Genomic DNA, 15,156 nt, shown 5'->3' with positions numbered 1-15,156 from the left:
ATGTCCAGATCCCCGCCCCTGCTGCTCAATACCGATGCCATCGAAGCCTGGCCCGCCGCGCTGCTGCGCGCCCATGGCAACGCCGATGCGCGCCTGCTGGCCCGTGCCCGCTGGGTGCTGCGGCGCAAGCGGGATGGCCGTTACCTGGCCGCCATCTTCGACCACGGCGTGCACTCGCTGATCCCGCACCTGCCGCAGGAACCCGGTGCCGCCGAGGCCCTGGACGCGCTGTCCTGGCTGAATCCGCAGCGCGGCAGCGGGCCGCTGGAACAGCGGCTGCTTTCACCCCACGGCCTGCACGAACGCCTGCAGCAACTGGGGCTGGATGCCGATGCCTACGCCGCCGACACCGGGCTGGCACTGGAAGCCGAGCCGGTGCTGCTGCATTCCGCCGGGCGCGACCGCTTCGGCCGGCCGCTGTGGCTGCGACGCGGGGCTGCACAGGCCTGGCGACGGATGCGCCTGCAGGCGGCGCGCGAAGGCATCGCGCTGGACGCGATTTCCGGTTACCGCAGCCACGCTTACCAGCTGGGGATTTTCGAGCGCAAGCTGGCCCGCGGGCAGCGCGTGGCGGAGATCCTGAAGGTCAATGCCGCGCCGGGGTTCAGCGAACACCACAGCGGGATGGCGCTGGATATCGGCACGCCGGGGGAGCCGCCGGCCGAAGCATCGTTCGAAGAGACGGCGGCGTTCGCGTGGCTGCAGGACCACGCGGCGGAGCATGGGTTCGGGATGAGTTATCCGCGCGGCAATCCGCATGGGATCGTGCATGAGCCCTGGCATTGGCGCTGGAGCGGGCGCTGAAGGGGCTGACGACCAGCGGTCGTCACTACCGGGCACAGAGCGTGACGACCAACGGTCGTCACCCACCGAAAGGCAGGATCGGCGAGCGCAGCGGCAGAGCGCTGACGACCAACGGTCGTCACCCAGCGAAGGCAGGATCGGCGAGCGCAGCGGCAGAGCGCTGACGACCAGCGGTCGTCACTACCGGAAGCGGGCCGCTCAGCGCTTCAGCGCATCGATGGCCACCAGCACCCAGCCCAGCATCAGCGTGCTGCCGCCGATCGGCGCCAGCCGCGTGGGCCACTGCCACAGTGCATTGCCTGCCAGGCTGCCGGCGAACAACAGCGTGCCGAGCAGGATCACATACAGCGCCAGCCGGCCGAACGTTGCCGTGGCACGCGGCCCCAACGCCGCCAGCACCGCGCCGTGGGCGAAGGCATACAGCGCTGCCATGTTGAGGTGCTGCTGGGCCAGCGGTTCGCTGACCCCGTGCGAGGCATACGCAGACAGGCCGATGGAGGCCGCCGCCAGCAGCGCACCGAGGCAGGCCAGCAATGAAGGCCTGCGCGCACGTCGATCGATCGCAAACATAGCTCCACTCCCTTTGCAGTCGCGCCCAAAAAAAACGCGCCGCAATATGCGGCGCGTCTTTGTTTTCTACGTTACATCAGGCGTCCAGGCTTACTTGACGGCCCAGTAGATGTCATACGTGCCTTCCGGAGTGAAGGACTTCTGCACGCCACCATTCCAGGTTTCGTACGGACGGTCGATCACTTCGTTGCCGCCGGTCACCGACCAGGCGCGCAGTGCATTGCGGGCAATGTCCAGGCCAGCTACGTGACCGGTGTAGGTCGCATGGGCCGAACGGTGCGGAGCAACACGGACGTACTTCACCGGGGCGCCGCCATCGATCTTGACCGCCAGCTCTTCAGCCGGCACGCCTTCGGTACCCTTCTTCTTCACCGGCTGGGCGACGTCGAAGGCGTACTTCTCGGCACCGAAATCGGTGGTGATGATGCGGAACGGACCGACGGCTTCGAGGTTGTTGGCCTCCATCACGCGCTTGATCCATTCCTGGTTGTCAGCGATGGACTTGGTGATGGTGGCTTCGCCACGATCCACGTTGCCCGCGGTGACCACCAGCAGGTCTTCGGCCGGGACATCGACGATGGCCAGGTCGTTCAGCGGTGCTTCGGCGGTGCGGTAGTCCACGTTCGGCACGGTGGCCAGCATGTTCGCCATGCGCGACAGACCCAGCTTCAGGTCGTCACCGATGTGGCGGCTGACGTACAGGCCGGCGTAGCGACCGAACAGGTCGAAGCCGTACTTGACGCTGTATTCCTGGGTGATCTTGACGTTGCGACCATCCTTGCCGGTCGGCTCCAGCAGGAAGGCGGTCGTCTTGTCGTGGCCCTTGGTGGCGTCTTCGATGGCGATGGCGACGCGCTTGTTCTGCTCGCTCTCGGTGATCTTCCAGGTGCCGTTGCCCAGGTCCTTGGACGTGTAGTCCAGGGTGGCGCCGACGCCAGCGGCCGGGCCGGAGAACTTCAGGTCGGTAGCGGGATCACGCAGCAGGAGTGGGTTCCAATCCTTGAAGCGACGCAGGCTGTTGACCGTGTCGTACACGATCGTCATCTTGCGGTTGGTCTCGATGCTTTCCGAAATGTGGCGCTCGCCCGGGAGGACCACGCCAATGATGACGAACAGGCCAGCCACGATCCCCAAGGCGATCAGGAACTCGATAATACGGGTCATTCAGAAGTCTCCGGGGCCGATCCCACGGCCGGGTTGATTGAAGCGAAGCGCCAATCCTAGCAGCTTCGTTGGCTTTGTTGATCTGGTTTGGACCACCGGTTTCCGTGTCGACAACCGATTTGTACAGACAAGGGGCCGAAGGGTAGCGCACATGGGCCACCCACCAGTAGGGGGGCGACCGAGCTTACCGGTTCATATTATCGGCAAACCCCCGTCATTCAACGGTTTTCAGACCAATTGCAGCTCGAATGCCTTGAGCACGGCACGGGTCCGGTCGCGCACGCCCAGCTTGGACAGGATATTGGACACGTGGTTCTTGATCGTGCCCTCGGCCACCCCCAGCGAATTGGCGATTTCCTTGTTGGAGAAACCACTTGCCATCAGCCGCAGGATCTCGGTTTCGCGGTCGGTCAGCGGATCCGGGCGGTCCAGGCTGACGAACTCGTTGCGCATGTGCTCCAGTCCGGACAGCAGGCGCTGGGTCACCGCCGGCTGCACCAGCGATCCGCCTTCGGACACGGTGCGGATGGCCCCCACCAGCTGGTCCAGGGTCACGTCCTTGAGCAGGTAGCCCTTGGCGCCGGCCTTCAGCCCGGCCAGCACCAGCTGGTCGTCGTCGAAGGTGGTCAGGATGATGGTCGGTGGCAGCTGCTCCAGCTTGGACAGCATCTGCAGGGCCTCCAGCCCGGACATGGCGGGCATCCGCATGTCCATCAGCACCACGTCCGGCTTGACCTGCGGAATGATCTCCACGGCCTGGCGCCCATCGGACGCCTCGGCGATGACTTCGATGCCATCGTCCAGCGCCAGCAGTGAGCGGATCCCCTGCCGCACCAGGGTTTGGTCGTCGACCAGGCAGACGCGAATCATCAACGAACTCCTTCAGGTGCGGTGCTCAGCGCCAGGGCTGGTACACCGGGAACCGAGGCACGCAGGCGGAAGCCTTGTCCCCGGTGGGTTTCAATCTGCAGTTCTCCACCACATTGTTGCAGGCGCTCGCGCATTCCGCGCAGGCCGTTGCCCACCATGATGCCATCAGCGCCGTCCCCATCGTCACGCGCCTCCAGGCTGACCCCGCCGGCCTCGCGCCGGACGGTGATCCACAGGTTGCGCGCGCCGGCGTGGCGCACCGCGTTGGTGATGATTTCCTGGGTGCAGCGCAGCAGTACGTGGGCCCGCTCGGGGTCTTCCACGTTCAGCGGACTGGGCACGTCCAGGTGGATGTCCAGCGAGGGCACCCGCTGGGTCAGCGGACGCAGCGCCGCGGCCAGGTCGATGGCCCCGCTGTCGCGCAGCTGGCTGACCGCCTCGCGCACGTCGGTGAGCAGCAGCTTGGCCAGGGTATGCGCCTGGTGCACGTGTTCCTGTGCCCGGCCCTCGGTGATGTGGCCGGCCACTTCCAGGTTCAGGCTGAGCGCGGTCAGGTGGTGGCCCAGCAGGTCGTGCAGTTCGCGGGAAATGCGCGTGCGCTCGTTGACCCGCGCACTTTCAGCCAGCAGCACGCGGGTGGCGCGCAGTTCGGTATTGAGCTGGCGCTGCTCCTCGCGGGCGTCGGTCTGCTGCCGCGCGACCAGGCTGGTCACGAAGATGAACATGGAGAAGCCGCCGTACAGCAGCGACTGCATGACCGCCTCGAACAGCGGGAACCGCAGCAGCACGTAATAGACCGGGGCAACCGCCAACTGGCTGACCAGCAGCCACAGCACCCCATAGCGGGCCGGCAGCATCCACGGAATCACCCCGGCCGCCACCATCATCAGGATGCTGCCCAGCCCGGAACCGCTGAGGAAGCTCACCCCCAGCGCGGAAATGGTCAGCAGCACCAGCATGCAGCGATCGAGCCAGCTGGCATGGCCGCCGCTGCGCAGGTCGCGGGTCAGCCGGAAGTAGGCGCCGCCGAATACCAGGTAGGCGGCAAACAGCAGCACCGCACCGCCGTTGTCACCGGCCGGCCGACGCAGGTTCTCGATCTGCGAGTAAACCAGGGGAAGACCGACCATGACCCAGGTAAACAGGCCGGCCAGGCGGAGGACACGGGTATGACTGAGGGCTCCCAACATCCCTGCATCTTAGGCTGAACCTGCCCTGCGTCACTCCCACGGAAGTCATGCCCCGGTTTCCCCCGGCAGCGTCCCCCCCATGCAATAATCAGTGCGAAGGGCCCGGCAACGGGCAACACGCACCACCCCACGGAGTCACAATGTCGATTGTCATCCGCGACGTGCGCGAGCATGAGCTCGATTCCGTCCTGGCCTTGAACAACAACGCCGGTCTGGCGATCCTGCCATTGGACGCGCACCGGCTGCACCTGTTCTATGAAACCGCCGAGTATTTCCGCGTCGCCGAGCGCGACGGCAACCTGGCCGGGTTCCTGATCGGGTTCGGCAGTGAAAGCCAGCACGACAGCAGCAACTTCGCCTGGTTCAAGCAGCAGCTCGCCAGCAGCTTCTTCTATATCGACCGCATCGTGGTGGCCAGCCGCCGCCGTGGCGGTGGCGTGGGCCGTGCGTTCTACGCCGATGCCCAGAGCTACGCCGAACTGCGCTACCCGCAGATGACCTGCGAAGTTTTCCAGGACCATGGCGCCGATGCGGCGCTGCTCTTCCACGGCAGCTTCGGCTTCCGCGAACTGGGCCAGAACACCATGCCGCACGTGGATGTCCGCGCCAGCATGCTGGCCAAGGAACTGTGCAGCTATGCCTGGGTGAGCGATACCTACGGTGGCAAGCTGCCGGACGTGGCGTGGGCACGTGGCCGGCAACGGCCAGCCCCCGCCCTGCAGCCGGCGGGAACTTGAGGTGGCAGTGAACATGGATTACGAACAGGCCGGTGAACTGAAGATCGGCCAGGTGGGCATCGCGAACCTGCGCATCCGCACGATGGATGTGGAGCGCCTGGTGCAGGAAATGAACGAGCGGGTCAACCGCGCGCCCAAGCTGTTCGGACGCGCTGCGGTGATTCTGGATTTCGGCGGGCTGAGCCGCACCCCGGACGTGGCCAGCGCCAAGGCGCTGCTGGACGGGCTGCGTGGCGCCGGCGTGCTGCCGGTGGCACTGGCCTACGGCACGTCGGAGATCGAACTGCTGTCCCAGCAGCTGGGCCTGCCGCTGCTGGCCAAGTTCCGCGCGCAGTACGAACGTGCCGATGCCGAGCCGGCCCCGCCCCGTGCCGCGCCCGCTGCGGCCCCTGCGCGTGAACCGCGCCGCGCCGCGCCGGCTGCCGCCGCACTGGCCGCCGCGCCGGCGCCGGGTGAAGCCCCCAAGCCGGGCCGCATGCAGTTGGCCAACGTGCGTTCGGGCCAGCAGCTGTACGCTGAAAACTGCGACCTCACGGTGATGGGCACGGTCGGCGCTGGCGCCGAAGTGATCGCCGATGGCAGCATCCACATTTACGGCACCCTGCGCGGACGCGCGCTGGCCGGTGCCCAGGGCAATACCGCGGCGCGTATTTTCTGCCGTGATTTCCATGCCGAACTGGTGGCCATTGCCGGCCACTACAAGGTATTGGACGATGTACCGGACAACCTGCGCGGCAAGGCCGTGCAGGTCTGGCTGGAACAGGACCAGATCAAGATCGCTGCGCTGGATTGACTTTGTCGCAGCCCCAACCAGAACAAGAGCAGGAGAAGTCCTTTGGCTGAAATCATCGTAGTCACCTCCGGCAAGGGCGGCGTCGGCAAGACCACCACCAGCGCAAGCCTTGCCTGCGGCCTGGCACGTCGTGGCAAGAAGGTGGCGGTGATCGACTTCGACGTCGGCCTGCGCAACCTCGACCTCATCATGGGCTGCGAGCGCCGCGTGGTGTACGACTTCGTCAACGTCGTGCACGGCGAAGCCACCCTCAAGCAGGCCCTGATCAAGGACAAGCGCTTTGACAACCTGTACGTGCTGGCTGCCTCGCAGACCCGCGACAAGGATGCGCTGACCCAGGAAGGCGTGGGCAAGGTGCTCAAGGACCTGGCCGCCGATGGCTTTGAATATGTCATCTGCGATTCGCCGGCCGGCATTGAAAAGGGCGCGTTCCTGGCCATGTACTTCGCCGACCGCGCGGTGGTGGTGGTGAACCCGGAAGTGTCCTCGGTGCGCGACTCCGACCGCATCATCGGCCTGCTGGACTCCAAGACCCACAAGGCCGAGAACGGCCATGACGTGCCGGCCTTCCTGCTGCTGACCCGCTACACCCCGGTGCGCGTGGAAGCCGGCGAGATGCTGAGCATCACCGACGTGGAAGAAGTGCTGGGCCTGAAGGCCATCGGCGTGATCCCCGAATCCGGTGATGTGCTCAATGCCTCCAACAAGGGCGAGCCGGTGATCCTGGACGGCGAATCACCGGCCGGCCAGGCCTATGACGATGCCGTCGCGCGCATCATGGGCGAAGACCGCCCGATGCGCTTCACCGCCGTGGAGAAGAAGGGCTTCTTCAGCAAGCTGTTCGGAGGGTAAGCATGGGCCTGTTCGATTTCCTGAAAGCCAAGAAGACCACCGCCGAGACAGCGAAGAACCGCCTGCAGATCATCATCGCGCAGGAACGCAGCCACCGCGGCGGTCCCGATTACCTGCCGCTGATGCAGCGCGAGCTGCTGGAAGTGATCCGCAAGTACGTCAACATCGATGTCGATGCGGTCAAGGTCGACCTGGTCAAGGACGGACAGCACGACGTGCTGGATATCTCCGTTGCCTTGCCGGAAGGGCCTGAAAAGCCCTGACTCCCTGCCCTGCCCGCGCCAGCCGCGGGCGGGGCATCTGCTTGATGCCATGAACGAACCCGCTCCCGAACCGTCGGTCACCCGCGTCGGCGACATCGCCTTCGACGATGCCGTGCGCCTGCTGTCCGCGCATGGCCTGCAGCTGCATCACGTGGCGGCCGGCGCGCCGATTCCCGGCAGTTACTGGGGCGAGCCCGAAGCCGGGATCATCGCCAGCGATGTCTACGTCCGCGATGACACGCCGGTGCATTCGATGCTGCACGAAGCCTGCCACCTGATCGTGCTGCCGCCGGAGCGGCGTGCGCTGGTGCATACCGATGCCACCGATTCGGTGCCCGAAGAAGACGCGACCTGCTACCTGCAGATCGTGCTGGCCGGGCAGCTGCCGGGGGTGGGCAGCGCGCAGCTGATGGCGGACATGGATGCGTGGGGGTACACCTACCGCCTGGGCTCCACGCGGGCGTGGTTCGAACGCGACGCGGAAGACGCACGGGCGTGGTTGGTCGAACGGGGTTTGTTGGTCGGCTGAGCTGTTTTGAGGGGATCAGTGGGCTGCGAGGGCGCGGGCGCGGGCGAGGCAGGCTGCACGGGACACGGGTGCGCGTCATCGCATTCGCGCTGTCGCCCCACGCTTTGCTGTGCAAACCGTGGGCCCCTTCTCACCATCACCCACACCCCGCCGCTTCGCGGCCGCCCCTGACTCAGGGGCTCCCTCCACCCGATGGGCCGCGAAGACCACCGGTAGCGCCGAAGGTAGCGGCAGGAGCCGCTGCCAACGTCGCTTGCGACGGCCCGTAGGGGGCCGGTCAGGAAGACCGGCATAGCCATGCTCGGCGGCTCTTTGTTGACGATCGCGGACGGATTCCGCCGAGCACGGCTCGGCGCTAAGTGCTTCTGCTTTTTTCTTTTCCCCTCCCCCGGCGCGGACTGTCTGGCGCGGGGTGGCGAGGGCAGGCGGGACCTTGAGCCGCAGGAGCGGCGAAGAGCTCCATGGATGGATTCACGCGTGTCCCGCTTGTCCTCGCCACCCCGCACCACGCATCAGCAATAAAAAAACTACTGCCCCGCCAGCGCCCGCAGCGTAATCCCCACTACGTACGCCAGGTACGTGCCGGTCGCATACCCCATCGTGCCCAACAGCACGCCCACCGGCGCCAGCGCGGGATGGAACGCCGCCGCCACCACCGGGGCCGACGCCGGCCCGCCGATGTTGCTCTGCGAACCGATGGCGAAATAGAAGAACGGCACGTGCAGCAGCTTGGCCAGCAGCCACAGCAGCACGATGTGCACCGCGATCCAGATCAATCCCAGCGCGAACAGCCACGGACGATCCAGCAATGCCACCAGGTCCATCTGCATGCCGATGCAGGCAATCAGGAAGTACAACAGCAGCGACCCCACCCGCGAGGCGCCGACGCCTTCCAGCGTGCGCGCGCGGGTGAAGCTCAGGCCCAGGCCCAGCGTGGTCGACAGCACCACCACCCACACGAACGGCGCGTCCAGGCTGAACTGCGAGGCCCAGCCGACATGCAGCTTGAACCAGGCCGCCAGCGGGGCGCCGATGGCGTGGGCCAGGCCGACACCGCCGAAGGCCACTGCCACGATCAACATCAGGTCGGTCAGGGTGGGAATGCGTTCGTGCTCGGCCTGGAAGCGGGTGATCCGCTCCTTCAGTTCATCGATCGCGGACGTATCGGCGCCACTACGCGCGTCGATCTTCGCTGAGCGCCCGGCCAGGAAAATCAGCACCGCCATCCACACATAGCCCACGCCCACGTCCACCACCGCGAACTGGCCGAAAGTGGTGGCGTCTACATCGAACACTTCGCGCATCGCCAGCATGTTGGCACCGCCGCCGATCCAGCTGCCGGCCAGCGCCGCCATGCCGGCCCAGGTATCGCCGGCCACGGTTTCCGGATGCAGCGCGCGCATCAGCAGGAACGCCACCACCGCACCGATCATGATGCTGGCCGATGCGCCCAGGTACATCAGCACCAGCTTCGGCCCCAGCCGCAGGATCGCCTTGATGTCCACCGCCAGGGTGAGCAGGACCAGCGCCGCCGGCAGCAGCACGTCGCGCGCGATCGGGTTGTACAGCCGGGTGTTCTGGCCGTCGATCAGGCCCACGGTGTTGTAGATGCCGGGCAGCAGGTAACACAGCAGCAGCGCCGGCACGAAGGCATAGAAGCGCTTCCACGGGCCGTGCGGGCGCGAGGCGGTCCAGAACACCGCACCGAGGGTGGCGGCGATCAGGCCGAAGACGACGATGTCGTTCTGGATCAAGGGAGTCGACGGCATGCAAATCCAGGGGTAGCGCCGAGCCATGCCCGGCGAGCGCAGCGGGGAAAAATGCCGCCGAGCATGGCTCGGCGTTACGGAAACAAAAAGCGCCGCCCGGGGGCGACGCTTCAACGCGGCTTACTGGCCGATGTGCTGCTTCAACCAGGCGTTCACCGTGTCATGCCACAACACGCTGTTGGCCGGCTTCAGCACCCAGTGGTTCTCATCCGGGAAGTACAGGAACTTCGACTCGACGCCCTGGCGCTGCGCAGCGGTGAAGGCCGCCAGGCCCTGCTCGACCGGGATGCGGTAATCCAACTGGCCGTGGATGATCAGGATCGGCTTCTTCCAGTCCGCGACATGGTTGACCGGATTGAACTTCTCGTAGTTGGCCGGCTTGGCGAACGGGGTACCGCCCTGCTCCCACTCGGTGAACCACAGTTCTTCGGTGGCATAGCCCATCATGCGCTGGTCGAACACACCATCGTGGTTGACCAGGCACTTGAACGGGCTGTTCCAGTTGCCGGCGATCCAGTTGACCATGAAGCCGCCGTAGCTGGCGCCCAGCGCGCAGGCCTTGTCGCCATCCAGGAACGCATACTGCTTCAACGCCGCGTCCCAGCCCTTCTGCAGGTCTTCCAGCGGACGGTCGCCCCAGTGCTGGCTGATCGCATCGGTGAAGGCCTGGCCGTAGCCGGTGGAGCCGTGGAAGTCGATCATCACCACCGCGTAGCCCTGGCCGGTATAGGTCTGCGGATTCCAGCGGTAGCTCCAGCCATTGCCGAAGCTGCCCTGCGGGCCGCCGTGGATCAGGAACGCCACCGGGTACTGCTTGCCTTCCTGGTAGTCGTGCGGCTTGACCACGTAACCGTGCACGGTGTCGTTGTTCCAGCCCTTGAACTCGAACTGTTCGAAGTCACCGAAGGACACGTCCTTCAGCACGTCACCGGCTGCGGGGGTCAGCGCGCGCAGCTCGCCGATCGGCTGGCCGGCGGCCGGCAGCAGGCCGACCAGCACCTGGTCGTTGCTCTTCAGGCTGTTGCGGGTGATCGCCACGCTGTTGCCGGCCACGTCCACGGCGGTCACGCTGCCATCGCCGATCAGCTTGTCGACCTTGCCACTGGCCACGTCCACGGCGAACAGCGGGTGCTCGCCCAGCTCATCGGCGGTGGTGTAGATCGTGCTGCCATCGGCGGACAGCACGATGCCACCGGCCGAACGATCCCAGTCCGCGGCGATTTCGCGGGTGCTGCCGCTGGCCAGGTCCATCGCCATCAGGCCGAAGCGGTCGGCTTCGAAGCCCGGGCGCTTCATCGCGCGGTAGAACAGGGTCTTGCCGTCGGCGCTGAACACCGGACCGGCATCCCAGGCCGGGTTGGCGGCGGTCAGGTTAACAGGCGCCTGCTTGCCTGCGGCGTCGAAGCGGTACAGGTCGAAGTTGGTCGACCACGGTTCTTCGCGGCCGGCCACGCGGATGCTGGCGACCACGCTGCTGCCATCCGGCGACCATGCGAAATCATCATTGCCACCGAACGGCTTGGACGGCGCATCGCCAGCCAGGGTCGCGCTGAGCGCAGAAGCGCCCTTCACCCCGGCGGCCTTGCCGGTCGGCAGTGGCGCCACGAACAGGGTGTTGCGGCGGCCATCGTTCCAGGTGTCCCAGTGGCGCACGAACATCGAATCGAACACCTTGCCGCTGGCCTTGGTGCCCTTGATCGCAGCCAGCTTCTTTTCGGTGCAGGCCAGGTCCGAACCACAGTCCTGGAAGACGCCGGCACTGAACAGCACACGGTCATCCTGTGGGGACACGTGGTAGCTGTCCACGTCCACCGGGAAATCGGTCAGCTGGCGCGGCGTGGTGCCGTCCAGCCCCTGCGCGTACAGCTGCTGGCTCCCGTTCCTGGCGCTGAGGAAGTACACGGTGCGGCCATCGGCCGACAACGAGGCCGAGTTGACGTTCCAGCCGTTCGGGGTCAGCTGCTTCGGCGGCGCGGCATCGCGGGTGCGCAGGTTGCGCACGAACAGCGCATTGCTGGCCTTCTGTTCGTTGTCCACGCTGCGCTTGGCGAACACCACGCTGCCGCCATCGGCGGTGAGCACGGGCGAGGAAACACGGTCCAATGCGATCAGGTCGCGGACATCGAGGCCGCGGGCAGCAGCCACGGACGGCAGCGCCGCGAGCAGGCTCAACGGCAACAAGGCATGACGCAGTTTCATCGGGTTCTCCGCGGGACGGCAAAACGTCGATGGTAGGCCCCGGCACGGCAGCGTGCCAAGGCCATCGGTCATGCCCGCGGGCCGGACGACGCCGGGCATGGCCCGGCGCTACCCGACCCCGCCGATCAGCCGGCGTTGGCCTTCTTGCCGGTGCGGTAGATCAGCCAGCCGACCAGGAACAGCACGGCCAGGCCGATCCACTGCGCGGCCGGCAGCGCGAACGGCACCGCCAGCACGTCGGCACGGCCACTGACCACGATCGGCACGGCGATGGCGATACCCATCAGGGCTTCGCCGGTGATCAGGCCGGCGGCGAACAGCACGCCCGGCTTGTGCACGCGGTCGCGGCCTTCTTCGTCATCGGCACGCACCTTGTGGAAGCGCTCCACCAGGTAGGAAATCAGGCCACCGAGGAAGATCGGCACCATCAGTTCCAGCGGCAGGTAGATACCGATGGCGGCGGCCAGCACCGGCACGCGGAAGCGCCTGCCGGTCTTCTTCAGCCACTCGTCCAGGGCGATGATGGCGGCACCGACCACGGCCCCCATCATGATGAAGTTCCACGGCAGTTCGCCGCCGAACAGCCCGCGCGCCACCGACGCCATCAGGTTGGCCTGCGGGGCCGCCAGCGCGTTCGGGTGCTCCGGGGTGGGCGCGCCAATGCCGTAGGCGGTCGCCAGCAGGTTCAGCACCGGGGCCATGATCAGCGCGCAGGAGAACGCGCCGATGCCCAGCATCAGCTGCTGCTTCCACGGCGTCGCGCCGACGATGTAACCGGCTTTCAGGTCCTGCAGGTTGTCACCGCCGACCGCGGCCGCGCAGCACACCACCGCACCGATCATGATCGCCGCCACCGCGCCCAGCGGCGCACCGAAGGCACCCACCGGGGTCAGGCCGTCCTTGCCCAGCAGCAGCACCAGCACCGCCGAAGCAAACAGGATGGTGGAGATGGTGATGCCCGAAACCGGGTTGTTGGATGAACCGATCAGGCCGGCCAGGTAGGCCGACACCGAGACGAACAGGAAGCCGGCGACGATCATGATGAGGGTCATCGGGATCGACACGTGCCACTGGCCGACGATGGCCTGGTACAGCGCCAGCAGCGGCAGGGTGAAGGCGACCAGCGCCACCAGCATCCACTTCATCGGCAGGTCGCGCTCGGTTTCGGCCAGCGCCGGACCGGTGCTCTTGCGCGCCGCGGCGAAGCCACTCTTGACCCCGCTCAGCAGCGATCTGCGCAGCGAGAACAGGGTCCAGATGCCGCCGATCAGCATCGCGCCCACGCCCAGGTAGCGCATCTTCGCGCCCCAGATGGCGAACGCTGCATCGGTGGACGAGGCGGTGGCGATGGACGCGGCGAGCGCCGGGTCGGTCTGCAGGAAGAACGCCTGGTAGACCGGGATGGCGATGTGCCAGGTGAGGATCGAGCCGGACACCACCACGATGCCGACATTCAGGCCGACGATGTAGCCCACGCCGAGCAGGGCCGGCGACAGGTTGGTGCCGATGAAGGCGGTGATCTTCGAGCTGCCCACGTAGGCCGAGGTGGCCCAGGCATCGGGGATCAGGCGCATGCCGCTGGCCGCGGCAACCTTGACCACCGCGCCGATAACGGCGGACAGGCCGAGGATCTTCAGGCCCGGACCGGGGTTCTCGCCGGCCTTGAGCACTTCGGCCGCCGCCTTGCCTTCCGGGAACGGGAGCGGATCTTCAACGATCATCGAGCGCCGCAGCGGCACCGAGAACAGCACGCCGAGCAGGCCACCGAGGCCGGCGATACCCAGCACCCACCAATACTTGAAGTCCGGCCAGTAGCCCATGATCACCAGCGCGGGGATGGTGAAGATCACACCGGCGGCGATCGACGAGCCGGCCGAGGCACCGGTCTGGACGATGTTGTTTTCCAGGATGGTGCCACCGCCCAGCAGGCGCAGCACGCCCATGGAGATGACGGCGGCGGGAATCGCGGTGGCGATGGTCAGGCCTGCGAACAGGCCCAGGTAGGCGTTGGCGGCCGACAGCACCACGGCCAACACGATGGCAAGCACCACCGCGCGGAACGTGAGCTGCTTGGGCGCAGCGACGTTGTTCATTGAAGCCCCTGATACGAAAAAATCCCTGCAACGCTAGCGTCCGGGTGCCTGCAAGTCCAGCGCGCCACAGCGCACGGCCTGGCAGGGGCTCTCCCGCAAATGATATGTTATATCCTTTCCACCCCCCTTCCAGCGCAACCGCATGCCCCCTTCCGTCTCCAGCCGGCTGGCCTCCATCGATCAGCTGCGCGGCACCGTGATGCTGCTGATGCTGCTCGACCACGTCCGCGAAACCTTCTTCCTGCAGCATCAGGTCAGCGATCCGATGGACGTGACCAGCGTGTCCCCTGCGCTGTTCGCCTGCCGCCTGCTGGCCCACCTGTGTGCACCGGTATTCGTGCTGCTCACCGGCCTTTCGGCCTGGCTGTACGGCCAGCGCCAGGCCGATCCGCGCCGCGCCATCGCCGGCTTCCTGTTCAAGCGCGGGCTGTTCGTGGTGGTGCTGGAACTGACCCTGGTCAACTTCGCGTGGACCTTCCAGTGGCCGCCGGACACGATCTACCTGCAGGTGATCTGGGTGATCGGCCTGAGCATGATCGCGCTGGCCGGACTGGTCTGGCTGCCGCGCAGCGTGCTGCTGCCACTGGCCCTGCTGCTGTTGGCCGGGCACAACCTGCTCGATGGCGTGCACGTGCAAGGCAACGGCGTGCTGGCCACGCTGTGGAAAGTGCTGCACCAGCGCGACTGGATCGTGCTCGGCGATGCGCTGCGCCTGCGCACGTCCTACCCGCTGCTGCCGTGGATCGGGGTGATCGTGCTGGGCTACCTGATGGGACCGTGGTTCGCGGCCACCCGCCCGCCGGCACAGCGCCAACGCTGGCTGCTGTGGGCCGGCTGGGGCGCGCTGGCGGCCTTCATGCTGCTGCGCGCGCTGAATGTCTACGGCGATGCGCCGTGGCAGTTGCAGCCCACCCCGCTGCAGACGCTGATGGGCATCTTCAACGTCACCAAGTACCCGCCCTCGCTGCTGTTCCTGCTGGCCACCCTGGGCGTGGGCCTGCTGCTGCTGCGCCTGTACGAAGTGCCCGGGGTGGCCGACGCGCTGCAGCCGTTGGCCCGGATCGGCGCCGCGCCGATGTTCTTCTATCTGCTGCACCTGTATGTGCTGAAGCTGATGTACCTGGCCGCGCTGGCGCTGTGGGGGCCGACCAACGGCGCGCTGTTCGCGGTGGAATCGGTGGCCGCGCTGCTGCTGATCAGCACCGCGCTGGCGCTGCTGCTCTACCTGCCGACCAAGGCCTTCGCCGCGCTGAAGGCACGCCGCAGGGACCTGGCGTGGCTGCGCTATCTGTGAGGACCGCTCGCACGTTCCGCGCATCGAAG

14 protein-coding genes are annotated in these 15,156 nt (G+C 66.6%); 7 read left to right on the top strand and 7 right to left on the bottom strand.

Translation table 11 applies throughout. The features are described 5' to 3' along the window. Complete coding sequence (locus tag ABB28_RS12005) at positions 1 to 804, top strand: M15 family metallopeptidase (protein WP_057508855.1); 804 nt, start codon at positions 1 to 3, stop codon at positions 802 to 804. A gap of 198 nt (positions 805 to 1,002) precedes the next feature. Here the strand turns inward: ABB28_RS12005 and ABB28_RS12000 are convergent, their stop codons facing one another. The 4 genes from ABB28_RS12000 to ABB28_RS11985 form a co-directional block, all read right to left on the bottom strand. Next, positions 1,003 to 1,374, bottom strand: a complete 372-nt coding sequence (locus tag ABB28_RS12000; protein WP_057508854.1) for a DUF423 domain-containing protein — start codon at positions 1,372 to 1,374, stop codon at positions 1,003 to 1,005. 90 nt (positions 1,375 to 1,464) lie between these two features. After that, positions 1,465 to 2,538 (bottom strand): polyketide cyclase, encoded by a 1,074-nt coding sequence (locus ABB28_RS11995; RefSeq protein ID WP_057508853.1) that lies wholly within the window; start codon positions 2,536 to 2,538, stop codon positions 1,465 to 1,467. A 228-nt stretch (positions 2,539 to 2,766) separates the two neighbouring features. Beyond that, entirely contained in the window at positions 2,767 to 3,408 is a 642-nt protein-coding gene (locus tag ABB28_RS11990) for a response regulator (RefSeq protein WP_057508852.1), read from the bottom strand. Then, positions 3,408 to 4,598, bottom strand: coding sequence for a sensor histidine kinase (locus ABB28_RS11985; RefSeq protein ID WP_057508851.1), 1,191 nt, complete (start codon positions 4,596 to 4,598; stop codon positions 3,408 to 3,410). The genes ABB28_RS11990 and ABB28_RS11985 overlap by 1 nt, the downstream gene beginning before the upstream one ends. Before the next feature lie 140 nt (positions 4,599 to 4,738). Between ABB28_RS11985 and ABB28_RS11980 the strand changes: the two genes are divergently transcribed. The 5 genes from ABB28_RS11980 to ABB28_RS11960 are packed head-to-tail and all read left to right on the top strand — an operon-like array spanning position 4,739 to position 7,772. Beyond that, positions 4,739 to 5,335, top strand: coding sequence for a GNAT family N-acetyltransferase (locus ABB28_RS11980; RefSeq protein WP_057508850.1), 597 nt, complete (start codon positions 4,739 to 4,741; stop codon positions 5,333 to 5,335). A 13-nt stretch (positions 5,336 to 5,348) separates the two neighbouring features. Next, on the top strand, positions 5,349 to 6,128 hold the full coding sequence (minC, locus tag ABB28_RS11975; protein ID WP_057508849.1) for a septum site-determining protein MinC: 780 nt from the start codon (positions 5,349 to 5,351) through the stop codon (positions 6,126 to 6,128). Between the two features lie 42 nt (positions 6,129 to 6,170). Continuing rightward, positions 6,171 to 6,980 (top strand): septum site-determining protein MinD, encoded by an 810-nt coding sequence (gene minD / locus ABB28_RS11970; protein WP_042615169.1) that lies wholly within the window; start codon positions 6,171 to 6,173, stop codon positions 6,978 to 6,980. 2 nt (positions 6,981 to 6,982) lie between these two features. Then, positions 6,983 to 7,243: a cell division topological specificity factor MinE gene (gene minE, locus ABB28_RS11965; RefSeq protein WP_042615170.1), complete on the top strand. Its 261-nt coding sequence runs from the start codon at positions 6,983 to 6,985 to the stop codon at positions 7,241 to 7,243. Between the two features lie 49 nt (positions 7,244 to 7,292). Continuing rightward, positions 7,293 to 7,772 (top strand): hypothetical protein, encoded by a 480-nt coding sequence (locus ABB28_RS11960; RefSeq protein ID WP_057508848.1) that lies wholly within the window; start codon positions 7,293 to 7,295, stop codon positions 7,770 to 7,772. Positions 7,773 to 8,299: 527 nt separating this feature from the next. Here the strand turns inward: ABB28_RS11960 and ABB28_RS11955 are convergent. From ABB28_RS11955 to ABB28_RS11945, 3 genes are all read right to left on the bottom strand, one after another. Next, positions 8,300 to 9,541 (bottom strand): DUF819 family protein, encoded by a 1,242-nt coding sequence (locus tag ABB28_RS11955; protein WP_057508847.1) that lies wholly within the window; start codon positions 9,539 to 9,541, stop codon positions 8,300 to 8,302. A gap of 120 nt (positions 9,542 to 9,661) precedes the next feature. Beyond that, positions 9,662 to 11,740, bottom strand: coding sequence for an alpha/beta hydrolase family protein (locus ABB28_RS11950; RefSeq protein WP_057508846.1), 2,079 nt, complete (start codon positions 11,738 to 11,740; stop codon positions 9,662 to 9,664). Positions 11,741 to 11,865: 125 nt separating this feature from the next. Next, a complete protein-coding gene (locus ABB28_RS11945; RefSeq protein ID WP_057508845.1) occupies positions 11,866 to 13,833 on the bottom strand; it encodes an OPT family oligopeptide transporter in 1,968 nt (655 codons plus the stop codon). 142 nt (positions 13,834 to 13,975) lie between these two features. Between ABB28_RS11945 and ABB28_RS11940 the strand changes: the two genes are divergently transcribed. Beyond that, positions 13,976 to 15,127, top strand: a complete 1,152-nt coding sequence (locus ABB28_RS11940; protein ID WP_057508844.1) for an acetyltransferase domain-containing protein — start codon at positions 13,976 to 13,978, stop codon at positions 15,125 to 15,127. Positions 15,128 to 15,156: the final 29 nt, after the last annotated feature.

It is taken from the genome of Stenotrophomonas chelatiphaga, from assembly GCF_001431535.1.
GTDB lineage: Bacteria > Pseudomonadota > Gammaproteobacteria > Xanthomonadales > Xanthomonadaceae > Stenotrophomonas > Stenotrophomonas chelatiphaga.
This window is presented reverse-complemented; position numbering and strand designations above follow the sequence as displayed.